The sequence below is a fragment of the Yinghuangia seranimata genome (genome assembly GCF_029953285.1).
GTDB lineage: Bacteria > Actinomycetota > Actinomycetes > Streptomycetales > Streptomycetaceae > Yinghuangia > Yinghuangia seranimata.
Genome location: NZ_JASAOI010000063.1, coordinates 72219 through 97538 on the forward strand (window position 1 = coordinate 72219; position 25320 = coordinate 97538).

A 25320-nucleotide genomic window follows, 5' to 3' on the forward strand; every position below is an offset into this window, starting at 1 on the left:
GGGCCGTGGCCGGCGGTGCCGTGCCGGTCGGACCGCGCCTGATCGGTCGAGGGATGTCCGCGGGTCCGGCCCCGGGCGGACGCCCGGGGCCGGATGCGCGGATCAGGTGTAGCTCTGGTCGAGCATCACCGTGTTGTCCGGGGAGCAGTTGAAGATCGAGCCCGGCGCCCCGTTGGGCTTGGTCGTCTCCAGGTCGGGCGGGAAGCCCTTGTCCTTGTCGAGTTTGACCAGGACGAAGCACGGGTTCGCGTGCATCTCGTTCAGGGGGCCGACGTCGTTCGGCGCGAACAGCCCGCCGCCCGTCCACGCCTTGCGCTTGGCCTTGTCCAGGACGCAGTCGACGGTCAGGTCCGCGCCGCAGTCCTTGGCCGCCGCGGCCCACAGCAGCCACGCGTTGAGGCCCGCGTAGTTGAAGTAGACCATCCGGCCGTTCTTGTTCTTGGTGTGGTACAGGTCGAGCGCGAGCTTGGCCGCCGGGTTCTGGTCGGCGATCTCCTGCGGCCAGAACGTCGTGTAGACGTACAGGTCGGGGAAGTTCACGTCCTTGGCGGTCTGGATGTTGAAGTTGTTGTAGGCCGATTGGTCGGACAGGATCGCCTTGGGCGCCCACCCGGCGTTGTTCATCTCCTGCACCAGCGACGTCGCGTTCACCGCGAACACCCCGGCGCTGACCAGGATCTGCACGTCGGCGGCCTTGAGCGCCTCGACGACGGACCGCCAGTCCTGGCCCATCGGGGCGGCGAGCTGCTTCGCGACGACGGTGCCGCCGGCCTTGCCGATGGCGTCCGCGTAGCGGTCGGCGACGACCGCGAGGTCGCCGAAGTTCTGGCCGAGGATGCCGACCTTGCCCTTGGCGTCGGGGAACTTCTCGAACAGCGCCTTGTACGCGCCGACCGGGCCCTCGTTGGCGGGGATGCCGCCGGGCTGCACCTGGAGCGGCGCGTTGACCGCGGCGGTGGTGACGACGTAGCCGGGGATGGCACCGAGCTTGCAGTCCAGGCGCGGTTCGACGGTGGCGTTGTCGATCGGGTTGCCGCCGCCGACCAGCATGAAGTCGGACTGGCACGCCTCGTTGATCTTGCTGGCGGCGTCCATCAGCATGCCGTCGCGCTTGTTCACCTTGATCTTGCGGCCGTTGATGCCGCCGGCGTCGTTGCACCACTTGCTGAACGCGTCGGCCATGTCGAAGAACTCCTGGCCGAGCCCCGGCTGCATCTGGTTGCCCGGGTCGCCCATGGTGGTGACCGCGATCTCGTTGTCGGTCACGCCGCGCGACTGGTTCCCCGACGGCTTCCAGTCCGCGGGGCGCGGGCCGCACAGGCCCTTGAGGTCGCCGAAGTCGCCGCCGGCCGGCATGCCCTTGGGCGCGGCCGCGGGCTGGTTGCCGCCCCCGCCGCCGCCCACGTTGCCCTCCGCGATCCGGTCCGCGCCCGAACGGCTGCAGGCCGCGACGAAGAGCAGCGGCACCACCATGGCCACCGTCCAACGCCGCGTCCTCCGCCTAGCGGATAGTGACGCCATCAGCCCTCCCGACACTTGGGTCCGCTGACCGGACGCAAGGTGTCCTGGTCGGCATTTCGTCGCGCTTGTGGTGCGGTCGTGCAGTGGTGCTGACCTGGCTACCTGCTGGCCTCGGCCCCACGATCGGACGGGGCGGGAGCGGCGATGGCCCGGAACTGCCATCAGACAATGGACCATGGAGCGATGGCCGGGACATTAACGGCGACCCCATCAGGGTGCAAGAGCCGTCCGGCGGTCAAAAGGGCCGGTCAGATAACGGATCGGCATGGGAACGGCGCGTCTCGGGGAAGGACGACGACATGCCTGTGAAGCGAGATGACGACACAGCGACAATCGAGGTCATCGATCGGGTGTCGACGGGGAACGGCGAGTTGGTGCTGCGGTGCTCTGGCGGCCACTACGAGATCATCAGCAACGGCGTGTTCCTCATGGACACGCGCGACGGGGCCTCGGAGCGGCTACTGGTGGACGCGGCGGCTGACGCGGCGTCAGGACCAGGCGGCCGTACGGGCCTTCGGCTGCTGATCGGCGGCCTCGGGGTCGGCTTCTCGCTCGGCGCCGCGGTGGCGCATCCGGCGGTCGGCGCGGTGACGGTCGTCGAGCGGGAGGAGCCGGTGATCGCCTGGCAGCGCGGGCCGCTCGCGCCGTTCTCCGGGCACGCGCTCCGCTCCCCTGATGTGACGGTTCGTCACGACGACCTGCTGGACTGGGCGTTCGGACCGGGCGACGAGGCGGCGTACGACGCGCTGTGCCTGGACGTCGACAACGGCCCGGACTGGACCGTCACCGAGGGCAACCGCGCGCTGTACGGCCCGTCCGGTCTGCGCGCGCTGCGCGGCAAGCTGGCGCCGGGCGGGGTCCTGGCGGTGTGGAGCGCGGCGGCGAGCCCGGCGTTCGAGCGGGCGCTCGGCGAGGTGTTCGCGGAGGTGCGGGTGGAAGAGGTTCCCGTGCGCGTACCGAGAGGCGTTCCCGACGTGGTGTTTCTCGCCTGTTAAGGCAGCGTTTCCGCAGGTCACAGGGCGAGAAGCGACGTCTGACACACTGTCAGGGAAAACTTGTGTGAGTCCACCGACCCATGTCAGCATGCGATGACGGAAGCGGCGCGGGCGAGGGGACGGACACGGACATGGCGGCGGACATGGCGGCGGACAAAGCGACGGGCACTGCTTACCTGGCCGACCGGCTCGCCCTGCGCGACCTCGTGGAGACGTACGCGCACGGCGCCGACCGGCGCAAGCCCGAGCTGGTCGCCTCGATGTTCCTGCCCGACGGCAGCCTGACCGTGCACCGCGACCCCGGCGCCGCGCCCATCACCCGCACCGGCCGCGAGCAGATCGCCGCCGCCATGGCCGGCCTCGACCGCTACATCGCCACGCAGCACCTGGTCGCGAACCAGCTCGCCACGATCGACGGCGACCGCGCGGAGGCCGAGACGTACTGCACGGCGCACCACATCTACGAGGACGAGGCCGGCGTGCGCCGCGACCGCGTCATGGCGATCCGGTACGTCGACACCTATGCGCGCACGCCCGAGGGTTGGCGCATCGCGACCCGCACGCTGCACTGCGACTGGGTCGAGGACCGGCCGCTGACGATCCCGTCCTGACGTCCGAGCCCCCGCCCGACCACCGGACCCGACGCGAACCGATCACGTGAGCACGGACACCACGCACCCCGCCGACGCGCCGCACCCGGCCGCGACCACCGCCTCCCCCGTCACGTCCTCCACGGACGCCGAACCGGCCCGCCGCGGCCCCACCCTGATCCTCACCGCCCTGGCGTTCGCCGCGACGTCGATCGCCGTGATGCAGACCGTCGTCACGCCGATCCTGCCCAAGCTGCAGGGCCGCCTCGGCGTCTCCAGCTCGGCGATCGCCTGGGTGCTCACCGGCAACCTGCTCGCGGCCGCCGTCGCCACCCCGCTCATCGGGCGGCTCGGCGACCTGCGCGGCAAGAAGCGCTACCTGCTGGTCTCGCTCGGGGCGGTGCTGGCCGGGTCCGTACTCGCGGCGCTGACCACGTCGTTCACGATGCTGGTCGCCGCGCGCGTCCTGCAGGGCCTCGGCGGCGGCGTGGTGCCGCTCGCGCTCAGCGTGGTGCGGGACGAGTTCCCCCGGCACCGCACGGCCGGCAGCATCGCGGTGATCGGCGCGACCATCAGCGTCGGCTCGACGTTCGGCTCGGTCATGACCGGGCTGATCGCCGACCGCGCCGACTACCACCTGTTGTTCTGGCTGTCGGCCGCGGTGTCCGCGGTGTCCATCGCCCTGGTGTGGGCGATCGTCCCCGACAGCGTGCGGCGCCGGCCGGGCCGCGTCGACCTCGTCGGCGCGCTCACGCTGTCCGGCTGGCTGGCGGCGCTGCTGGTGGCCGTCAGCCAGGGCAGCAAGGTCGGCTGGGGAGCCCCGGTCGTCGGCGGCGGATTCGCCCTCGCCGCCGCGCTGTTCGCCGTCTGGGTGTGGTGGGCCCTGCGCTGCCCCGAGCCGCTGGTCGACCTGCGGGTCATGACGCGCCGCCCGGTCCTGCTCGCGGGACTGTCCGGAATGCTCACCGGCATGGCGATGTACGGCTCGGGCCTGCTGTTCGCGCCGTTCCTCCAGGCCCCCGCGACGCGCGGCTACGGCTTCGGCACCACCGTGCTCGCCGCGTCGCTGTACATGCTGCCCGGCGCGCTCGGCAACCTCGCCGCCGCGCCCGTCGCCGGACGGATGATCAACCGGTACGGCCCCAAGCCCGCCCTGGTCGGCGGGCCCGCGCTGAGCGCGGTCAGCTTCGCCGCGCTGCTGCCGCTCACCGGGCACATATGGGCGTTCTCCGCGGTGTTCACGGTCTTCGGCTTCGGCCTCGGCCTGGCGTTCGCGGCGATGCCGGCCACCGTCAACGCCAACGTGCCGTCCGGCATGACCGGCGTCGCGAACGGCATGAACGCGGTCATGCGCACCATCGGCGGCGCGGTCGGGGCGGCGGTGCTCGGCGCGGTGCTGACCGCCGTCACGCTGCCCGCCGCGCCGGGAGCCACGCGTGCCGCCCCGAGCCTGACCGCGTACCAGATCTGCTTCGGCATGCTCGCGCTCGGCTGCCTGGTCAGCGCCGTGATCGCGCTCGCGGTGCCGACGGCCGGGCCCGCCGCCCCGGGAAAAGCAGGAGCCCCCCGCGCGGCCCGGTGACATGCTTTCCCTATGGCCCTAGGAACGTCCGGATCCGACTCCTCGTCGTCGGAGCACCCCTCCCCCACGCTGACCCTCAGGCTCGCCGACGACCTGCACCTGTTCCTGCCCCCGAAGCTGCGCGACGGCCGCGTGACCGCCGCCGTCGCCGACGACTCGACGCTCGGCCACCTCGTCGAGTCGGCCGGTGTGCCGCTGCCCGAGGTCGGGCGCCTGGTGGTCGACGGGGTCGAGGCACCCGTGTCGTTCCGGCCCGCCGGAGGCGAGGACGTCGAGGTCTACGCGGTCGCCAGGCCTCAGGCGGTGCCCGAGCCCGAGCTGCGGTTCCTGCTCGACGTCCACCTCGGCGCGCTGGCCCGGCGCATGCGGCTCGTCGGCCTGGACACCGCGTACCACAACGACTGCGACGACCCGGTCCTCGTCGAACAGGCCAACGCCGAACGCCGCGTGCTGCTCACCCAGGACCGCGGCCTGCTGCGCCGCCGCAACCTGTGGTTCGGCGCCTACGTGCGCGGCACCCGCTCCGACGCCCAACTCGACGACCTGCTCCGCCGCTTCGCCCCGTCGCTCGCGCCCTGGACGCGCTGCACCTCGTGCAACGGCGAACTGCGGCCGGTCCCGAAGGAGTCGGTGACCGCCGACGTCGAGCCCGGCACCCTCGCCGCCTTCGAGTCGTTCGCGCGCTGCGCCGACTGCTCACGCGTGTACTGGCACGGCTCCCACGGCGGGCACCTGGACGAGATCGTGGACACGGCACTGCGCACGGTGGCGGCCGCGGGGTGACCCGCGCCCGGCCCCGGGGCGGGAAGCCTCGGGGCCGGAAGCCAGGAGGTCTGAAGGCGGAGGGTCGGACCCTCGGAGCCGGATCAGTCGCTTCCGGCCACCCGAGTCGCCTCACCACTCCCCTGCACGGGCACGCGAGGCGGCGGAGCCTCCTCCGGAACCGCGACCACCCCGCCCTCGCTCTCCCCTTCCGCGTCCCCGTCCGCGGGCTGTTCCGCCGCCATCCGCATCCGCTCGAACTCGGCCACCGGGTCCACGCCCCGCTGCCGCAGCAGCCGCAGCACCTCGGCCAGCACGTCGCGGGTGCGCAGCAGTTCGCTGGCCAGGTTCATCGCGCCGACGTCCTCGACCCAGTCCGCGAGCGCGAACGCGCGTTCGGCTCCGACCAGCTCGTGGTGCTTGCGCAACGGCTTGGGGACACCCACCCAGCAGTCGAACGGCGACGACGCCGGAAGCGCGGACTCGGTGCGCGGGCGCGGGACTTCCTTCACGGCCGTGGACCTCACGTCGGGGTCGGGGGGTTCCGCGGAATGCTGAACTCCGTGACCGGCGGTGCGCAGAAGATCGTCAGGTCGCAGGCGACCTGCACGGCCTCGCTCGGCGCATGGCCCAGGTGCAGCGCTGCCCGCGCGTACTCCCAGCCGGAACCGATCGCGGCGAACTCAGCGTAGGTGACATCGAAGTCCGAGTCGATCTCGAACAGTTTCCCGTCGAACCCGAACAGGAACGACGAGTTCGCCTCGAAGCCGCTCATCTTCCGCTTCGCCCACTCGACGTACTCGGCGTAGAACTCGAGCACATCCCTCTCCTCGGACGAGGCCGGCATGTGCGTATCCAGGAACAACCGCATCAGGTTGACGTCCCGCAGATGCCCCGACCCGCCGAACACCAGCGCCTCGCCGATCTTGTACAGCTTGGTGCCCTCGGTCCTGGCCTGCCCCCACGTCACCTGCGAGTCCGCCGCGATGACGATCCGCTCTTCGACGATCTTGCCCGCTATCACCGTCACACCCGCAGGATCCCAGATCCACCCCACTCGAACACAGGTCTACCCCACCCCGGTTGCCGGGACCCGCACACATCACTCGTCCGGCGGACCGACACCGAGCCACCCTCAGGTACCGGCGCAACTCCCCGCCGTCCATGGCCCGCAGATCATCGTCGGACGGCTTCCCCGCCGGTCCGGCATCAAGCACCGTCGTACGCCCCCGCCCAGTAGTCCCCGCCATCCCAGTTGTGGTCGTCGGCGTAGTCGTTGTACTCGTCGTGCGTCATGCTGCTGTAGGGGTCGGCCCCCCACTGCTCATCTTGGAAGATGTCCTCGTTGATCTCGTCGTAGCTTCCCGAGCGGTCGACCCTGATGCCCGCCTTTTGGAACGCCTCCTTGCCGGCCTGGTGGCACGAGCAAGGGTTGAGCTTCTGGTAGTGACCGCTGTGGTCGTTCATCCATTCGATCACGAAGCTGCCGCCGGGCCCCTTGCGGATCCGCCCCTCACCGACGGCCACAAGAACGTCGTCGCTCTCTTGGAGGTCCATGTTCAAAGCGGTGTGGGCGATCTCCTCCTCGCCGACGTGCTGCGGAACGATGACCAGGGTTCCGTCCTTACGAACGCCCCACTTGATCAGACCGTCACCCATTTCGACGTAGGACTGGAACTGCGCCGTTCCCGGCTTCGCCGGAGCCGCGACGCCCTCGTTCTTCGCCCTGGTGATCTCCTCCTCGCGGTGCGCTCCCGTGCTCGCGTTCTTCAGCTCGCACGGCCCGGTGTTGTGGACCAGCACCGGCACGCCGCCCGCGACCACGAAGTACGTGTGGACCGCGTCGATCGTCAGGTTGTAGGTGCGGACCGTGGTCGTGTAGTGCCTGCTGGCCAGAACCTTCGCGCGACCGCCCGGCGTCTGGAGTTCGTCGCCGATCCTGAGGTCCTCGGCCTCGGTCCACCGGCCTGTGGTGAGGTCGTAGAACAGGTGATGCGCGGTCGTGGTGACGGTGCCCTGGTCGGCGGTGGAGCCGACGGTCAGGTCCACGTAGGCCACGTCGTCGTCCGTGACCACGACGTCGGTGACGGTGTGGTGCTGAGGCGTGCCGTCACCCGGTTCGGCGTTGGCGATCTCGTCGCCGACCCGGACCTGCTCGATGGCCTTGGTCGTGCCGTCCGCCATCAGGACCGGTGTGCCGGCGACGAAGCTGTTCGGGCCGCAGCCACGCCCGGGGCGCACGCTGTTGCTCGAGCCGGCGAACGCCGAGACGGTCTCGGCGGCGACCCCGACGGTCACGAGCCCGGTCGCGGTGCAGTACACCGTGCAGGCCGCGCTCGCGGCGCTTCCGGCCGCGCCGACGGCGGCCATGGTCGCCGAGCCACCGGTCGCGAGGAACGCGGTGCCGGCGCCTTCCGCGGCCGCCGCTGCGACGCCAGCCGCCGCCGACGTCTCGGTGGCCACGGCGGCGGTCGCCGCGGCCGTGGTCGCGGCCTCCGCGGCGGCGGCCGCCACCGGAAGCACGACAGGTGCGGCCACCACCGCCACCGCGACGACGACGGTCACCACCGCCACGGTCACCGCGATCTTGGCCGCGTGCTTCTTGACCCAGCTGCCGAAGCCGAGGCCGGTGGGGTCCGCGTTGTTGACCGGGTTGTCGCCGCCGTACGCGTAGCCGTTGAACTGTGTCGGGTCCGGGTGGTTGTTGACCGGGTCGCGGGAGATGAACCGCCCGGTCGACGCGTCGTACTTGCGCGCGCCGATGTCGGTGAGCCCGGTGGCGTCGTCGACCGGCTTGTCGAGGAAACCGTGGGTGTCCGGCCAGGGGCCCAGCGGCGCGGTCTGGCCGACCTGGTTGCCGTACGGGTCCATCTGGCGCCTGGTGACGCCGAAGCCCGTGGAGTTGGCCGTCACCTGGGCGGTGTTGTGCAGGTCCGCGACGACGTACTGCGGGTTCGCGCCGCCCACACGCATGGCGACCGTCTGGCCGTCGTGCGAGTAGTAGCGGGTGCCGGTCACCTTCCCGGTCGCCGTGTCGCGGGACAGTTCCTCGCCGACGAGGAAGAGCTTGGTGACGCCGGGGTCACGGCGGACCAGCTGAGCGCCGTCGGCGTCGTAGACGTAGGACGTCGTTCCGGCCGCGGTGGTGACGGTGTCGAGCTTGTTCTCCAGGGACCACGTGAGGGTCTGCGGGCCGGTCGGCAGCGTGCGCGTGAGCGTGTTGCCGGAACCGTCGTAGGTGTACGACGCGTTGGCGGTACCTGTGGGCCCGGTCGTGCTCGACGACGTCAGCGTGTGGGCCTGAGCGGCCTTGGGCTGCGGATAGGTGTAGGTCGTCGTCGTGTCACCGCCGGTGGCACCCGGCAGCGCGTGCTTGACCTGGCCGGTGCGCATGCCCGTCGCGTCGATGGACCAGGAGGTCCAGTACGGCTGCGGGCCCCCGATGTTGGTCGCGCCCGGCGCGGTGCTCGGCGCCCCGGCGCAGTTGTCGGTCGCGGTCCACGCCTGGGTGAGCCGGTCGAGGGCGTCGTAGCCGAAGCACTGGGTCTCGGTCGGAGATCCCGGCGCGCCCTGAACGTCGGTGGTCCGGGTCAGGCGCCCGTTGACGTCGTACGTGTAGGTCGTGTCGTCGATCTGAGGCACCGCCTGCTGCGCGGACAGGTTCACCCCGGTGACCCGGCGGGTCTGCGCGTCGCGGTTGAACGTCAGCCACGCCGGGTTGTTGGACGGGCCGAGGGTGTACTGGCTCTCCTCGCCGTAGGGCGTGTAGGTGCTCGCGGAGACGTACGCGTTGTATCCGATCGACGTCAGCGGCTTGCCGAGCGGGGAGTACGTGATGCCGATCTGCTCACCGGGCAGTCCACCGCCGGCAGCGGGCTTCAGGCTGGTCAGCAGGCCCGTGCTGGTGTACCCGTAGGTCGTCGTGTACGTGCCGCCCAAGCCGGTCTCGCCCGCCGGGATCTGCACGACCTCGCCGCGCGGATTGCCGGCCAGGTCGTATCCGGAGTAGCCCCGCAGGTAGTTCCCACCCGGGGTGTAGCGCGTCGAGTACGAGAGCCGTCCCGCCTGGAGGGTGTCCCACGTCCACGAGGCGAGCTTGGTGCCCGCCGTGGAGCCGGCGTATTCGGCGGTCTTGCGCCCAAGGGAGTCGTAGGTGAACGCCAGGGTCTGCTGACGGCCGTCCGTCAACGTCAGCAACTGGCCCGCGTTGTCGTAGGTGGACGTCGACGTGCCGGTGTCCGGGTCGGTCTGGGAGACCGTGTGCCCGAGCATGTCGTTGGTGAACGTCCACTCGTTCCCCGCCGCGTCGGTGATCTTGTCGAGGTCACCCACCGCGCTGTAGTGGTACCTGGTGTCGTTGTGCGTACCGCCCGAGACGACGGCCCCCGAGACCGTCGGCGGCGACGTGTACTGCCAGGCTTCGAGCGCCTTGCCGTCGGCACCGGACACCGTCGTGGAGACGACGCCGCCCGTCGGCGGGATGGTGGTCACCCGGTCGCCGCCGTACACGGTCTGCTGCGCCTTGCTGAGCGAAAGACCCTTGTACACAGCCTCGTTGATGACGCGCCCGCTGCCGTCGAAGGTGTTGACGGACCGGTCGTCGACCGCCGAGTCGGCGACGGAGATGAGTGTCGTGGTCGGCGAACCGCTCGTGTAGTAACGGTTGTTGGTCTTGACCTTCCAGCCGTGCGAGTCGAACACCGCGTCCTGGACGATGCGTCCGCCGCCCTCGGCGTCCTCCTGAACCTGGCGGATCTGCCCCAAGGCGTCGTAGATCATGACCTTGGTGGCGTAGTTGGTGCCCGTCCCGTAGTCCACGAACGTCTTCGTGGTGACCGCGGACGGCCCGTCGGTGCGCTGGAGGTAGGTGTACGTCACCGAGGCGGGCTGAGTCGCCTTGTCGTGGCCGGGGTTCCACAACGACGTGACCCGGCCCAGGGCGTCGTAGACGGCGTCGGTGCGGTGTCCGGCGACGTCCACGGTCGCTGTGGTCTTGCCCCGGCCGGACTCCGCGTACAGGTAGGTCTTCTGATTGGCCGGGTTGGTCGAGGTGATCTGCGTGACGTTGCCGCCGTCCGACGGCGTGTACTCCATGCGGCTGGTGCGGCCGAGGGCGTCCGCGGCGGTGCTCGTACGGCCGAACGCGTCAAAGGTGTTCGTCGCCGTCGGGACGTAGGTGAGCACGCCGCTGTTGTTCGCCGAGGCGGTCTCGCTGCCGGTCGGGTCACCTGCTCCGGGCACCGCGCCCAGCGTGGCCTGGCCGTCGTAGTAATTGCGGCTCGCCCACGTCACGTTCGACAGCGGGGTCCCGAGCGGCGGGCACACCTGGGCCGACACGGTCTTCTCCGACAGCCGGTCGCGGATCCACGACACCGTGTTCTCGGCGTAGTTCGTGGTCGTGCAGAGGTCCGCCAGGCCGTCGCCCGACGCCGTCGACCTGATCAACCGGCCCAGGGCGTCGTACTGGTTGCTCTGACTCACCGTGCGGACGCCGCCGGCGGCGAGGTTGGTGATGCTGCGGGATCGGGCCGTACCGGTGACGGTCGACACCAGCGCGGGCAGGCCGGGCCGGGCGCGGCTGCCCGTTGTGCCGACGACCACGGGGTCGGTGACGGTCGACGACAGTTGCGCGCCGCCGTCGCCGTTGAAGGTGCGGGATTCGTAGACCTCACCGGAGAACGCCGGATTGTCCGGCACGGATTCGCCGAGCGAGTTGGTGACGTTCGCGTGCCGCGTGCCGTTGTTCGGAAGCGTGTCCCCGTCCATGCCGCGGAAGTACGTGGCCGTCTGGAGGGTGAGCGCGTCCGGCTTGCCGTCGACGTTGTTCTGCGGGTCGCCGGTGCGCGTCTCCACCTGGCCGTAGCCGCGGAACTGGCCGTAGGTCCGTTCCTTCGGCTTGGTCAGCTCGTCGTCGTCGTAGTGCCAGGCGGGCGCGCCGACGTAGGAGTAGGAGGTGACCTGCTTCGGGGTCACGCCGGTCGAGTCGCTCACCGCGACCTGCGTCACGACGTACTTGTGGAAGAAGTCGAGCGTCGGGTCCGTCGCGTACGGCCGCGTCCAGTAGACCGGGTAGCACCGCGTCGTGTTGTCGGGCAGGTCGGTCGGCACCGTCGCCGCGGTGCAGTCGGGCTGCGAGTAGGTCACCCAGACGACCGAGCCGGTGTCCGTGGTGACGTTGGTCAGCCGCCAGTGCGGCATGGCCGGCTGGTTGTTGTAGTTGAGGACGCGGTTGTCCATCAGCTGGCTGGTGAACGTCACCGGCGGCAACGCCAGCTTGGTGACTCCGTCGGCGGCGTAGCCGGTGCGGGTGATCGAGGACAGCAGCATCTCCGGGTCGCCCGTGGCCGGGAACTGCTGCTGCAGGTCGATCGCGTCGACGGGGCGGTATCCGCCGGAACCGTTCGCCACCTGCGTCGTGATGTTCACCAGGCGCTTGGTCGACCAGAACGACGGGGCGTGGTTGTTGCAGACCGCGCCCTGCTTGCAGTCCTGGTCCTGCGGGGTGTCCGGCCAGGACTTGGCGTTGTCCTTGGTGAACTGCGCCGGATCGCAGGTGACCGCGCCGGAGGGGACGCAGCGTTCGGCGAGGTTGAAGACGATCTGGTCGGCCGCGGGCCGGCCGTAGACGGACCCGTTCTCCTTGTGGAGGCCGTACTCCATCCGCGCGATGGTCCCGCCGCGGGTGTAGAGGACGCCGGTCGTGCCCTTGTTCGCGCCGTAGTAGTTGGTCTCGGCGTTGTAGTAGTTCACCGCCGCGTTGCCGTGCGGGTCCTCGATGTAGTCGAGGCTCCACCGCCAGGCCTGGAGGCAGGACGAGGAGCCGAATCCGGCGCTGCTGTAGCAGGGTTCGCCGCTGTGCGCGCCGTAGACCGGCACCGTCCAGGTGGAGTTGGTGGTCGGCTGGGTGGTACGGCCGGGGGCCTCGTTCTTCCCGAAGAAGTACTGGACGCCGTCGGTGGTGGTGACCTTCCAGTACTCGCCGTCGTGGGCGCCGTTGGCGGCTCCGGTGAGCAGTTCGACGCGCAGGCCGGCGTCGGAGGCGCCGTGCCATGCGCCGGTCGCGTCGTCGCGGACCAGGCTGGTGACCTTGCCCTTGAGGTTCAGCGTGACGATCTGGCCGGCCCAGCACAGGTCCTGGGTCTTGGTGGCGTCGGTGACGGCCGGGTCGTCGGCGCAGGTCCGGTAGGTGCGCTCGACGAACCCCGGGTTGTAGTCCCAGCCTTCGCCGATCCAGGTGGACTGGTTGTTGGTGGTGGTGACCCGGCCGTCGACGCTCGAGGACGAGTAGGCGAGCGAGACGTCGGGGGCGACGTCGCCGCCGGCGCCCGGCGGCGGGACGGGCACCGGGTAGCCCCAGGAGAAGTCACCCGTGCTGCCGCCCGCCGTCCAGCTCCCGGACGGGGAGATCGGGGCCGACGCGAAGGACCCGCTGGGGCCCGACGCGTCGGGGGCGGCTGCCAGCACCATCCCTCCGGCGGCGAAGCCGGTCGCCGCGACGCCGGAGGCTCCCTGAGGCGCGGCGGACTTCGTGGTCACGTCGGCGGTGAGCACGCCGGCCTTGGCGTCGTTGCGCGAGGTCGTGACCGGGGTCTGGACCTGGCACTCGGCGGCCTCGGGCGTCGTCAGCGCGCAGGCCGGCAGCTCGACGAGGCGCAGCCGGTCACCGAGTCCGGCGCCGCCCGCGTCGCGGAACGCCGTGTAGTCGAGCTCGACCGACAGCGGCCCCGCGGCGTCCGGCGCGACCGTGAACAGGACTCCGGCCACGCCCGCCTTGACCGCGGCGCCGTGGTCGAGGACGCGGACGTGGACGCGGCCCGGCGTCTTGGCGGAGGCGCTCTTGCCCTTGTCCATCCCGGAGTTCGCGGCCGCGGACGGTTTGAGGCGGACCGGCAGGCCGCCCGCCTTCGACTCGGGCGGCGGCGCCGCGTCGGGCGCGGCCTTCGCGGTGGCGGCCGCGACGGCGCCCAGGTCGACGTCGGCTTCGCCCGCGGCCGGCCAGACGGTCGCGGTGCGTTCCCCGGTGCCGGGCCCGGCGGGTGCCGGCTGCGCGGTCCCTCGGAAGTCGGTGTGCGGGACGACCTTCTCCTGCTGCACCGGCGGACGCTTGCTCGGCAGCTTGCCCGGCTGCCCTGGGTCGGCGGCACCGGACAGCGGCACGATGACGCCGCATACCAGCGAGCTGACGACCGCGACCCGGAGCGCTCTCGCTCCGCGCCGCGTCCGCGCGGCCCGACGCCAAGACAATCCCCCGTAAACACGCACTTGGTCCCACCCCTGATCAAGACGAGTGTCGGGCCGGAAGGTAGCCGGGTTCGGCACACCAAAAAAGGCGTGCCGACCACTCGGTCGGCAAAGGATTGGGAAAGCGGGATTTTGTTGTTCAAGGAAAGTAAAAGTCTTCGAGCATGATCACGGAAAGCCGCCAATAGTCCGAAACATCCCGTTGGATGGTCTATGCGGCGGCTTTCCCGGAAGCCCTGAACAGGCTTCTCCACCAGGCCTTTTCGTTCGCCTCGAAGCGGCTACCATGACCCGCCGCCAGCCGAATTCGGCGTTGAGTAATCGAGGGGGATTCTGCAATGCGCAGGAAACACGGCCTCCGGATCGGCGCGCGCCCGCGCGGATCCGGACGCGCCACATTGGCCGCGCTCGCGGCACTGACCGTGGTCTGTACCGCGGCACCGGCGGCGAATGCGACGTCGGCCGACGGGCGGAACTCGGCCCGCCGAGCGGACGCGTCGAATTCCGCAGCGGACAGCCGGGCGCCCGGCGGGGACTCCGCGAACGCCGCGCGTGCGGAGGCCGTCGCCGCCGCCGAGGCGAGCGCGTCCGCGGAGGCCCGGCGCACCGGCAAGCCCGTCGCGGTGGAACCGACCACGACCGAGACCAAGCAGGTCGTGGCCAACCCCGACGGAACGTTCACGCTGCACAGCTACGTCCGCCCGGTCCGTGTGAAGAAGGACGGCCGGTGGGCACCGGTCGACAGCACCCTGCGCGCGAACGCCGACGGCACCCTCTCCCCGGTCGCGAGCACCGTCGACATCGCGTTTTCCGGCGGCGGCGAAGCGCCATTGGTGACCCTGCGGCACGACGGCCGCTCAGTAGCGCTGTCATGGCCGAACCCCCTTCCCGCGCCCCGGGTTTCCGGCAGCAGCGCGCTGTATCCGGACGTCCTGCCCGGCGTCGACCTCCAGGTGACCGCCGACTCGGACAGCTACTCCGAGGTGCTGGTCGTCCACGACGCGGCCGCCGCGGCCAATCCCGCGCTCGCGCAACTACGACTCACGGCAAGTGGATCGGGCCTCGACCTGACGGTGGACGCCGACGGCGGACTGTCCGCGAAGGACCCCTCGGGCGCGGACGTGTTCCGCGGTTCGGCGCCCGTCATGTGGGACAGCCGGGAGAACCCGTCCGGTCCGAAGCCGTCCGCGACGGACTCGGGTTCGGGGCACGTCACCAAGATGCCGATGACCGGCAAGCCGGGCCGGAACCCCAAGTCCGTTGCGGGCACGGCTAAACAGGGATCGGCGCAGGAACTCACCATCACGCCGCCCGCCGCCGCACTGACCGGCCCGGACGTCGTGTACCCGCTCTACATCGACCCGTGGATGTCGCGCGGCGTGGAGCACTGGGCGATGGTCTGGAGCAACGGCTACCACTGGTTCGACGACAACAGCCAGATCGCCCGCGTCGGCTACGACGGCTGGGAGGACTTCAAGACCTCCCGCTCGTACTTCCAGATGGGCACCGAGGACCTGGTGGGCAAGCCGGTCAAGGCGAAGCTCTTCAACGCCTACTTCTACGCCAACGAGGTGTGGAACGCGCACGCGTGCACCGCCGAGCCGGTCCAGCTCAAGGAAGCCGGGGTCATCAACTCCGGTACGCGCTGGCCGGGTCCGGAGGAAAGGCTGCTCGACACACAGTCCTCGAACGCAGGGGGCAGTTCGAGCTGCCAGGCCAACAACGTGGTGTTCAACGCCGCTTCGGGTGTGCAGGAAGCCATCGACAACGGGTGGGGCAACCTGACGGTGCTGCTGCGCGCGCCCGACGAGGGCAACAAGTACCAGTGGAAGAAGTTCGCCAACAACCCGCACCTGGACGCGACCTTCAGCTACCCGCCCAACAACGCCTACAACCTGCACGTGTCCAACGAAGTCCGGTGCAACGGCAAGGTGGTCACGCCGGACGCGTTCCCGCGCGTGTACTCCACCGCGACCGACAACAACACCCCGCCGCTCAACGTCGGACTGTGGTTCGAGGTGTGGCCGAACGGCGGCTCGGCGCGCACCGCGTGGAACCCGGGGGCCGTGGTCACACCGTCCGGCGTCGAGGGCGGCTGGAACGAAAACGAGAACCTCGGCAACGGGGACTGGGCGTTCCGCACCACCGTCGACAACGCCCCCGGCAGCTCCACCGACCTGTGGTCGGGCAGTTGGACCGACTGGTACTGGTTCACCACGCGCAGCGTGCCTCCCGCGCAGGCCCCGACGGTGACGTCACTGGACTATCCCAACGGATTCTGGGGGCAGCCCCAAGGAACGCCAGGGTCGTTCACCCTCAACACGGCCGGCGCCTCCACCGCGGTCGGTTTCACCTACACCTTCTCCGGGTCGGGTACCGAACGCTCGCTGAACAACGGCGACTGCGACTACAACCAGACCTTCGGCACCAGCGGTGGCTGGGTGGCGGCGAACAACGGCACCGCCTCGGTCGTGGTCCCGGCCGGACTGGGCGTCGGCTACCACACGCTGCACGTGCGCAGCTTCGACGACGCGCACAACCTGTCGCCCGAGTCCCAGCAGTACACGTTCTACGTCGGCCCGAACTACGGCCAGGCGGGCAACAAGCTCGAGGCCGAGGACGGCGCCACCGTGACGACCGGTCAACCGGCCGGGCAGAACGTGCCGTTGGAGACCCAGACGCCGTGCTGTGGAGTGACCTGGTCGGCCGGCGGCCAGCTGTGGTTCAAGGGCACCGCCAAGGACCAGTCGTTCACGATGACCGTCACGGCGCCGGTCGAAGGCGACTACGCCCTGGGCGCCAACATGACCAAGGCACCGGACTACGGCCGGGTGCAGTTCCGACTCGACGGCGTACCCGTCGCGGCGACCGCCACGACGCCCTTCGACGGTTACAACGCGGGGTCGGTCGCCACCGCGTACCAATCGCTCGGCGGCGCGCACCTCACAGCGGGCGCACACACGCTGACCGTCACGCTGGTCGGCACCAACCCGGCGAGCATCGACACGAAGTACATGGTGGGCGTCGACTACCTGACCGTCGCGCCCGTGAACAACGTCACGGCGAGCAGCTTCACCGCCGCGATGAACAACCACGGCATCAGCGACGACAACGTGACCGCCGCCGACTTCGACCTGGCGCAGGGCGGCCGGAGCCTGTCCAAGCAGGCGCTTGCGGCCGCCGGATACGCGTCGGGGTCGGTGGTGAACATCGGCGGCGCGTCCTTCACCATGCCCGCGGCCAACGCCAACGGAAACGACAACGTCATCGCCCTGGGCCAGACCATCCCGATCCCGGGCGGCGTCAAGGCGGGTGCGGTCGGTCTGCTCACCGCGGCGACCTGCGGCACCACGCCCGACGTGACCGCGACCGCCACGTACACGGACGGCACGACGTCCAATCCGGTGGTGCCTTCCGTGCCGGACTGGACCGACACCGCGTCGTGGGCCGCGACGTCGCTCGGCTACTGGGACGCGGGCAAGACACCCGACACGGCACGTCAGCCCCGGCTCTACGCCCTCTTCCTCCCGGTGGACCCGACCAAGCAGCTGGCCTCGGTGACGCTGCCGAACTCCGGTACGTCGCTACGCCCCAACGTGTGCAGCCGGGCGCTGCACGTCCTCTCGATGACCACCCGGCCGGTCGACGCCGGCTGGATCGGCACCTGGGCCGCCCCGACCGACGGTGCGGTCACCCCGCCCGGCGGGACCGGGTTCGCCGACCGGACGCTGCGCGAGGTGGTCCACCCGACGGTGACGGGTCCGCAGACCCGCATCCGCCTGTCGAACGCGTTCGTGAAGACCCCCTCCACCATCGACGACGTGCGGATCGCGGCCCAGTCCGGCACCGGCGCCGCGGTCCTGGCCGCGCCCGCACCACTGACGTTCTGCAGGGCGACCGGCCGCCCGCTCGGATGCGGGGCACGGAGCGTCACGATTCCCGCCGGCGGTGAGCTTTACAGCGACCCCGTCGACACCCCGGCCACCACCGGCGGCAGCGGGAACCTCGTGGTCAGCCTGCACGTGCCGACCGCCGTCGGCTCGGTGCCGGTCCACTCGGGTGCCAACACGGCCAACTACGTGGCGGCGGGCAACGCCACCGCCAACACCGACGGCAGCGGCTTCAGCGCGACGCCGCCGAACTGGTACTACCTGTCAGCCGTCGACGTGTCGACGGCTGACAACACGCAGGGAACCGTGGCGGTCCTCGGCGACCAGCTGAGCACGACCGGCGCACCCGGCGTGGCGCAGCAGCCGACCTGGGTGGACGACCTGCCGGCCAAACTCGGGAGCAACCTGCCCGGCGGCCTCGTGAACGTCAGCCAGGCGGGCGCCCCGGCCACCGGCCAGTGGAAGCTGAACGAGGGCACAGGATCCCTCGCGCGAGATGTCGCAGGAGGCCGTGACGCCACGCTGACCAGCGGCGTCACGTGGAGCGGCGAACACGGCGGCTCGGCGACGTTCACCCCGGCCGGCGGCTACGCGTCACCGGGCGGCCCGGTTGTCGACACGACGAAGAGCTTCACCCTTTCCGCGTGGGTCAAGAGCAACAGCCCGGGCCGCGTGGTCGCCACACAACTCGGCACACGTTCGAGTGCCTTCACCCTGTGGAACGAAGGGGGAGACAACACCTGGCGGTTCGCCATGTCCCAGGCCGACAACGACTGCTGGTGCTACGACCAGGCGATCTCGAGCACAAAGGCGCAGTCCGGCGTCTGGACGCACCTGACCGGGGTCTTCGACGCCGACGCCAAGCAACTCCGGCTGTACGTCAACGGCGTTCTGGTCGGCAGCACCGCACACACGTCGCTGTGGAACGCGACCGGCCGGTTCCAGATCAGCGGCTACCAGTACCAGGGGGCCATGAGCTCGTACTTCGACGGCGGCATCTCGGATGTGCGTGTCTACGACCGCACGCTGTCGGCGGATGACATCGCCGCCCTGCCCGGCACGCCGGCGCTCTCGGTGGCCACCGCACGCGGCTCCGCCGACACCAGGACCGGGGCGGTGCTCGAGGAGCCGAACCTGCGCACCGTGATCGTCGCGCTCGGCGCCAACGACCTCCTCGCGGGCACCGACGTCACGACGATCAAGCAGCAGCTGACCGGCCTGATCAACACGACGGGCGCCAAGGGGCTCAAGCAGTCCCGCCGTACCGACGGCTCCCTGGTGCAGGTGGTGATCGCGACGATTCCGCCGCTGGGCCTCGCCCCGAACGATCAGCGCGAACTCAACCGGCAGTCGCTCAACAACGAGATCCGCAACGGGTTCACCAACTTCGGCGCGGACCACGTGCTCGACCTCGACGCGGCGGTCGCCCGTGCCGGGGCACCGGAACAGACCGACCCCGCCTATCTCACCGGCGGCGTTCCGAACGACGCCTACTACCAGAAGCTCGCCCAGTCCCTGGCCGACGCGGTGACCACGTTCCCGCCGCAGGCCGAGCTGTAAGGAGGCGGACGGATCGAGGACGGGCCCGGGAGGCGACTCCCGGGCCCGTCCCTCGTTCCAGCACCGGATCCACCCGTCCACCCCGGCGCCGAGCACGTACGCCGCGGCCGTCGCCTCGCGCGTTCCGGACCGTGGTCGCGTCGGTGTGATGGGGGTCGGCCGCGTTTCGTAGGCTCTGGCTGCGTGTTCGGGATGCGGTGGCGTTCCGGAGCGGGTGCTCTGTTATGGTGCGCGGCGTGGCCCGTCCCCGTGTGCACGATCTCGGTCGGCTGCTCGACGTCGCCGAGCGGTTGCTCGTCGAGCACGGTCGGGAGCGCTTCACCGTGCGGGCGCTCGCCGCGGCTTCCGGGGTGTCCAACGGGGCCATCTACCACGCGTTCGGGTCGTTGCCGGTGGTGTTGGCGCGGGTGTGGCTGCGGGCCGCGGAGGGGTTTCTCGACGCGCAGCAGGCACTGGTCGACGCCGTGCCGTCCGACCGGCCGGAGGCGGCCGTCGTCGCCGCGGCGGTTGCGCCGGCGGTGTTCGCCGACCGGCGGCCGGAGGCCGCGCGCATGCTCATGGACATCAGCCGGTGTCAGGTCGTCGATCCTGATCTGCCCGACGAACTCTCCGATGCGATGGCCGTCCTTGACGCGCGCGTGGGCGAGTTGACGGCGCGGCTCGCCAAGGGGTTGTGGGGGCGGGCCGACCCGGCCGGGGTGGACGTCGTGACGTTGTGCGTCGTCGATCTGCCGGTCGCGGTGTTCCGGCGCGCGCTCGCCGGGCCCGTGCCCGAGGCCGGCGGGCCACTCGTCGGCGCCGACCTGCGGGCGCGGCTGGAGGCCGCCGTGCGGGCCGTCCTCGCGCTCCCGCCGGAGCAACGCCCTGACCTCCCGAAGGGACCGGTGGCCCGGTGATCGACATGCGCGAGGTCGAGGCGTTCCTCGCCGTCGCCGACCATCTCCACTTCGGGCGGGCCGCGGAGGGCCTCGGCCTGTCCACGACCCGGGTCAGCAGCCTGGTGCGGGCGTTCGAACGCCGGGTGCGGGTGGGCCTGTTCGAGCGCACCAGCCGGCAGGTCCGGCTGACCCCGGCGGGGGCGCGGTTGTACGCCGAGCTGTGTCCGGCGTACGAGGCGATGAGCCGGGCGATCACCGAGATCGGCGACCCGTCGGCGGACGGCGGATCGGTGCTGCGGGTCGGCTTCGCCACCACGCTGCCCGCCGAGTTCGTCGACGAGACCGTGGCCGCGTTCGAACTGCGGTGCAGCGAATGGCGGGTCGCGAAGTCCCCGTTCCCCACGTCCGAGTGGCTGCGCTGGATCGGCGAGACCTGGCCGGTCGACGTGTTCGTCACCTGGCTGCCCGCCGACCCGGCGCTGCTCGGGCTGGACGGCGTCGCGTCCGGCCCGGTCTCGGCGCACGCGCCCCGCGCCCTCGTGGTGGCCGCCGGACACCCGCTGGCGGGCCGTACGTCGGTCAACGCCGAGGAGCTGGCGGGCCACGCGATCGTCGCGTTCACCGAGATCCCCGAGGGCATATCGCGCACCTGGACGCCCCGCACCACTCCTGACGGCACGCCGATGACGCTGCGCTGGCTCAGCACCATGTACCTCGAGCGGGCGATGCGCGCGGTCACCGACGAAGGCGTCGGCCACCTCACGTTCACGGGCCTCCTCGACCGGTACCCGATGCCCGGCGTCGTCGAGATCCCGGTCCTCGGCATGCCGCCCATGGCCGTCGCTACGGTGTGGTCGGACCAGGCCGACGCGCGGACGACCCACGCGGCACGGTGGTTCGCCGACATCGCCGCCGAGGTCGGCGCGACCGTCATGCCGCACACCGCGATCGTGCAGCGGCCGGCCGTCGACCCGCGGTGACCCCGGGGGTCGGCCCGCGGTGAACTCCCGGACGGTGGCCGGGTGATCGACGGAGGAGAGGGCGACATGACCCACGAGGGGCGCCACCACGGCGCGGTCGACGTGCACATCGTGATGATCCGGCGCGGGCAGGTGCTGCTGCTGCGGCGCGGCCCCGACGCCGCATACGCGCCCGGCCTGTGGACGCTGCCGTCCGGGCACCTGGAGGCGGGCGAGGACGTCGTCGCGGCGGCCGTCCGCGAGGTCGGCGAGGAGACCGGCGTCGCGCTCACCCGCGACCTGCTGCGCTGCGACCTCGTGATGCAGCACCAGGGGCCGACCGAGGCCCCGGCCCGCACCGGCTGGTTCTTCCGCGCGCTCGACTGGCACGGCACCCCGGTCAACGCCGAGCCGCACAAGCACGACGGCCTCATGTGGGCCGACCTGGCCGACCTCGACGCGGTGCCGGACGGCCTGGTCGCCTACGTGCGCGCGGGCCTCGACGCGATCGCCGCCGGACATCCGTACGCCCTGCACATGCAGGCGCCCGGCGGCTCGGTCGCCCACGTGCCCGGCAAGTCGTCGGACCTCGACCCGCTGCACGCCGCCGAGCACGTCCTCGTGCCGCTGCGGCGCCGGTTCGGGGTGCGCGAGTGGGCGCGCCTGGGCGGGCCGTGGACGTGGCACGACGGCGAACCCGTGCCCGAGACGCTGCCGGTGCGGCAGTCGTGGGGCTGGCTGTTCGCGCCGGACGGCCGGGTGCTGCTGCTGGCCGCGCCGAGCGGCGTCCTCAACATGCCGGGCGGGACCGTCGAACCGGACGACCCGGACCCGCTGGCCACCCTCGTCCGCGAGGTCGACGAGGAGGCCGGCGCGGTGCTCGGCGACACCGCCTACATCGGCTACCTGCACGACGACAAGGGCATCCCGTACGACGGCCGCCCGGCGGCCCGCATCCGTACCGCCGCCCGCATCGCCACCCTCGGGCCCGCCGCCGTCGACCCGGCCATAGGCGTCACCTGGCGGCGCCTGCTGGCCGCACCGCGCCTCGCGGCCGCGCTCCTCGGCGGCGGCGAGGTCGCCCTCGCGGAGGCGCTCGCCGCCCAACGCGTCGCGCACGAACAGCTCGGGGTCCCGCTCGCGGAGGGCTGGGACGTGACGGAGCTGCCCGCGGAGGGGGTCGACTTCCGGACGGGGGGCGGCGAGGGCTGAGCCGAGTCCCGGCGGCGGGCAGGCCGGACCGACGCCCCGCGCCGGCCGCTGTGCGCCTGGCGGCCGGCGCGGTCCGGGTCGCGTGCCGCCGCGTCGACGTGCTCGGAGCCGGAGCGGCTCCGCCGCGCCGACCGCGGCCCTCCCCTCCCCGCCGCGCGCCGCGCCCGCCGCGCCCCTCCGCTCCACCCCGCGTTGACCATGGATCGCGGCCGTCGCTTGAATGGCGGTTCCGACCCGGCGGTGGCCCAGGCATGTCCACGCGCGGCCGCCGGACCACCGTTTCAGCTCAGCAAGGGACGTCCATGATCGAGCGCATCGAGACCAACGCACGCATGTCCCAGGCCGTCGTGCACAACGGCACGGTGTACCTGGCCGGCGTGGTCGCCGCCGACCTCACCCAGGGCGTCGGCGCGCAGACCAAGGAGGTCCTGGCGGGCGTCGACCGCCTGCTGGCGCTGGCGGGCAGCGACAAGACGCGCATCCTGCGCGCCGAGATCTACCTCGCGGACATCAAGGACTTCGCGGACATGAACGCGGAGTGGGACGCCTGGGTGCCCGCGGGCGCGGCCCCGGCGCGGGCGACCGTGCAGGCGCCGCTGTACACGCCGGAGGCGCTGGTCGAGATCGTGGTGACGGCGGCGGTCTGACGCCGGTTCGGGCGTCGTTCAGGGCCCGTGTCCCGCCAAGCGGCGGGGCGCGGGCCCTTCGGCGCCGGGCCTGTCCTGTCGGGCCCGCGGCCGCGCACCCGGCGCGTCGCGCCGACCGCTACGTCACGCCGACCGCAGCGGCTCCAACGCCGCGGCCAGTTCGGCGACGACGTCCTCCGCCACCGGCGCCTGGAGGTAGACGATGCCGAGGTCGAGGCCGGCCTCCGCATACGCCTCGGCCTGGGCCACGACGTCCGCGACCGTCTTGTCCGGCCACATGAGCAGGTGGGTGGACGTGGTGATCTCCGACGGGTCGCGTCCGAGGTCCGCGCAGTGCGCGTGCAGCACGTCGCGCTTGCGGACGAAGTCGGCGGGCGCGCCGCCCGGGAAGTTCCAGTGCTGCGCGTACTTGGCGGCGATGCGCAGCGTCCGCTTCTCACCGCCCCCGCCGATACAGACCGGCGGGTGCGGCCGCTGCGGGCCCTTCGGCTCACAACGCGCGCCGGTCAGCGTGTAGTAGCGGCCCGCGAAGTCGGTCACCGGGTCGCGCAGCAGCGACGTGATGACCTCGCACGCCTCCTCGAACCGGTCGAAACGCTCGGTCAGCGAGCCGAGCTCGATGCCGTACGCGGTCGTCTCGCGTTCGCTCCATCCGGCCCCCAGCCCGAGTTCGAGCCGCCCGCCGCTGATGAGGTCGACGGTGGCGGCCATGTTGGCGAGAACCGCCGGGTGCCGGTAGACGACGCCGCTGACCAGGCAGCCGATCCGGATGCGCGTGGTGGCCTGCGCGAGCGCGGCGAGGGTGGTCCAGCCCTCCAGGCACGGGCCGTCCGGGTCGCCGTAGATGGGGTAGAAGTGGTCGAACGTCCACGCCGACTCGAACACCTCGGCCTCGTCGGCCGCGCGCCACAGGGCGAGCAGTTCGTCCCAGGTGCAGTGCTGGGGCATGAGCTTGATGCCGAACCGCATGGTGTCGTGACTCCGATCGACGGGCTTCAGGGGGCCGGCGGTACGGGACCGCGGGTGGCGGACGTGGTCGCGGGCACGGGCGTGGGCGTGGGCGCGGGCACCGGCGTGGTCGCGGGCGTCGTGGCGAACGCGGTGGCCACGACCACGGCGGGGATGCCGTCCGAGGCGCGCCACGTGTGGGCGACGCCGCGCAGGACCGCCACGTCGCAAGGATGCAGGGTGGTGCTGGGTCCCGCGGACAGCGCGAGCTCGACCGTCCCCGCCACGACGACGGCGACGCGGATCTCGTCCGGGTCACCTGCCGTCACCACGCCGCCGGGTGCGAGGTCCAGCCGGGCGAAGGTCGTGCCGTCCGTACGCCACAGATCGCGGAACTCCGGCTCCGGGCGGGCGGGTTCGGCGCCGGTCGAGGCCTGCCACACCAAAGAGGCCCCGTCGCGGCCGGTCCCCGTGACGAGCGGGCCCGGCCCGGGGGCCGCGGCGGGCTCGTCCGGCGCCGTCATCGCGGCCGCCTCGGCCTCGTCGAGCGAGAGCAGCACGGTGAGGTAGGTGACCGGCGACGCGTCCGGAACCCGCCACCGGTGCGTCGTCGCGCGCTGGACGACCGTGTCGCCGGGGCCGAGCCCGTACTCGCCGTCGTCCAGACCGAGGACGATCCGGCCGTCGAGGACGACCATCAGGTCGAGCGTGTCACTGCGGTGCATGCCAGGTCGGTCGGGGTCGGCGCCGGGCATCGGCAGCCACGCACGGTCGGGCGGCGTGCCGTCGGGCACCCCGGGGAGCCGTACCACCCGCGCCGCGACGGCACCTCCGGCGGGGAACGCGCCGAGCGCGGACGGCGCGGGCTCCCCGCCGTCGCCGGGCCGCTCGGGCGGGGCGTCCGCCCACCAGAGCTCGGCGACGCCGTGTCCGGTCGGCGCGGCGACGCTCAGCGGCGGCGGACCGTCGGACACGAACACGGGGCGGCCGTCCGCGTCCTGCGCGGCGACCACCCTCCGCACCGCGAACGGCCGGGTCATGGCACCCCCTTCGGCCGCGTCGTGTCGGCGGCCGGCCCACTATCTAATGTGATCGCATCAATCGCAATGGCCGTACGCAAGCCCGACACGCGCCCGCGTCCGACGAAATCCGAAGCGCCGGATCCGGCCGCACGTGGTTGGCTGGTGGCGGAAAAACCGTACGACCCGGGAGGTTCGATGAGTGACGAGTCCAACGGCGCCGCAGCAGGCGGCGCGGCCGACGACGTCAAGCGGAAGTTCCGCGAGGCCCTGGACCGCAAGCGCGGCGTGAAGACCGACGCCGTCGACGTCGGCCAGGAGGAGCACCCGAAGGTCCACGGAGGCGCCCACGGACCGGCCGCGCAGCAGCGGGCGTTCCAGCGCAAGAGCGGCGGCTGACGACCGCCTGAGCGCGTAGCCGCGAGCAGCATGAGCGGCGGGCCCCGGGCCGCCCCGCCCCGGGGCCGCCCCGGCCCCGCGGCGGGCCCCCCCCCCCCGCGGCCCACCCCCGCCCGG

General features: G+C 71.7%; 16 protein-coding genes. 10 read left to right on the forward strand and 6 right to left on the reverse strand.

Annotated features, from left to right (window positions below; genetic code table 11):
- Nucleotides 1–102 precede the first annotated feature (102 nt).
- Nucleotides 103–1473 carry an ABC transporter substrate-binding protein gene (locus QI554_RS36280; protein ID WP_281476528.1) on the reverse strand — a complete coding sequence of 457 codons (1371 nt, stop codon included), beginning with the start codon at nt 1471–1473 and terminating at the stop codon, nt 103–105.
- A 347-nt stretch (nt 1474–1820) separates the two neighbouring features.
- On the opposite strand from QI554_RS36280, the gene QI554_RS36285 reads away from it, so the two are divergent.
- The 4 genes from QI554_RS36285 (at nt 1821) to QI554_RS36300 (ending at nt 5471) form a co-directional block, all read left to right on the forward strand.
- Nucleotides 1821–2516, forward strand: coding sequence for a spermidine synthase family protein (locus QI554_RS36285; RefSeq protein WP_281476498.1), 696 nt, complete (start codon nt 1821–1823; stop codon nt 2514–2516).
- A gap of 131 nt (nt 2517–2647) precedes the next feature.
- Nucleotides 2648–3127 (forward strand): nuclear transport factor 2 family protein, encoded by a 480-nt coding sequence (locus tag QI554_RS36290; protein WP_281476499.1) that lies wholly within the window; start codon nt 2648–2650, stop codon nt 3125–3127.
- A 46-nt stretch (nt 3128–3173) separates the two neighbouring features.
- Complete coding sequence (locus tag QI554_RS36295; protein WP_281476500.1) at nt 3174–4688, forward strand: MFS transporter; 1515 nt, start codon at nt 3174–3176, stop codon at nt 4686–4688.
- Between the two features lie 12 nt (nt 4689–4700).
- Nucleotides 4701–5471, forward strand: coding sequence for a Mut7-C RNAse domain-containing protein (locus tag QI554_RS36300; RefSeq protein ID WP_281476501.1), 771 nt, complete (start codon nt 4701–4703; stop codon nt 5469–5471).
- Between the two features lie 83 nt (nt 5472–5554).
- Here QI554_RS36300 and QI554_RS36305 read toward each other — a convergent pair whose 3' ends face one another.
- The 3 genes from QI554_RS36305 to QI554_RS36315 all read right to left on the reverse strand — a co-directional run bounded on the left by QI554_RS36305 (nt 5555) and on the right by QI554_RS36315 (nt 13607).
- Nucleotides 5555–5962: a hypothetical protein gene (locus tag QI554_RS36305; protein ID WP_281476502.1), complete on the reverse strand. Its 408-nt coding sequence runs from the start codon at nt 5960–5962 to the stop codon at nt 5555–5557.
- Between the two features lie 11 nt (nt 5963–5973).
- Nucleotides 5974–6480, reverse strand: coding sequence for an Ntn hydrolase family protein (locus QI554_RS36310; RefSeq protein ID WP_281476504.1), 507 nt, complete (start codon nt 6478–6480; stop codon nt 5974–5976).
- A gap of 179 nt (nt 6481–6659) precedes the next feature.
- Nucleotides 6660–13607, reverse strand: a complete 6948-nt coding sequence (locus tag QI554_RS36315) for an RHS repeat-associated core domain-containing protein (RefSeq protein WP_281476505.1) — start codon at nt 13605–13607, stop codon at nt 6660–6662.
- A 422-nt stretch (nt 13608–14029) separates the two neighbouring features.
- Between QI554_RS36315 and QI554_RS36320 the strand changes: the two genes are divergently transcribed.
- From QI554_RS36320 to QI554_RS36340, 5 genes are all read left to right on the forward strand, one after another.
- Nucleotides 14030–19141 (forward strand): LamG-like jellyroll fold domain-containing protein, encoded by a 5112-nt coding sequence (locus QI554_RS36320; RefSeq protein WP_281476507.1) that lies wholly within the window; start codon nt 14030–14032, stop codon nt 19139–19141.
- A 236-nt stretch (nt 19142–19377) separates the two neighbouring features.
- Nucleotides 19378–20037, forward strand: coding sequence for a TetR/AcrR family transcriptional regulator (locus tag QI554_RS36325; protein ID WP_281476509.1), 660 nt, complete (start codon nt 19378–19380; stop codon nt 20035–20037).
- 5 nt (nt 20038–20042) lie between these two features.
- Nucleotides 20043–20999 carry a LysR family transcriptional regulator gene (locus QI554_RS36330; RefSeq protein ID WP_281476530.1) on the forward strand — a complete coding sequence of 319 codons (957 nt, stop codon included), beginning with the start codon at nt 20043–20045 and terminating at the stop codon, nt 20997–20999.
- A 66-nt stretch (nt 21000–21065) separates the two neighbouring features.
- Nucleotides 21066–22190 (forward strand): NUDIX hydrolase, encoded by a 1125-nt coding sequence (locus QI554_RS36335; RefSeq protein WP_281476511.1) that lies wholly within the window; start codon nt 21066–21068, stop codon nt 22188–22190.
- A 302-nt stretch (nt 22191–22492) separates the two neighbouring features.
- Nucleotides 22493–22837 (forward strand): RidA family protein, encoded by a 345-nt coding sequence (locus tag QI554_RS36340; protein ID WP_281476512.1) that lies wholly within the window; start codon nt 22493–22495, stop codon nt 22835–22837.
- A 123-nt stretch (nt 22838–22960) separates the two neighbouring features.
- On the opposite strand, the gene QI554_RS36345 is transcribed toward QI554_RS36340, so the two are convergent.
- Both QI554_RS36345 and QI554_RS36350 read right to left on the reverse strand, forming a co-directional pair.
- Nucleotides 22961–23806 (reverse strand): LLM class F420-dependent oxidoreductase, encoded by an 846-nt coding sequence (locus QI554_RS36345; protein WP_281476514.1) that lies wholly within the window; start codon nt 23804–23806, stop codon nt 22961–22963.
- A 26-nt stretch (nt 23807–23832) separates the two neighbouring features.
- Entirely contained in the window at nt 23833–24825 is a 993-nt protein-coding gene (locus tag QI554_RS36350) for a cupin domain-containing protein (RefSeq protein ID WP_281476516.1), read from the reverse strand.
- Nucleotides 24826–25002: 177 nt separating this feature from the next.
- On the opposite strand from QI554_RS36350, the gene QI554_RS36355 reads away from it, so the two are divergent.
- On the forward strand, nt 25003–25203 hold the full coding sequence (locus QI554_RS36355; protein WP_281476518.1) for a DUF5302 domain-containing protein: 201 nt from the start codon (nt 25003–25005) through the stop codon (nt 25201–25203).
- Nucleotides 25204–25320 lie beyond the last annotated feature (117 nt).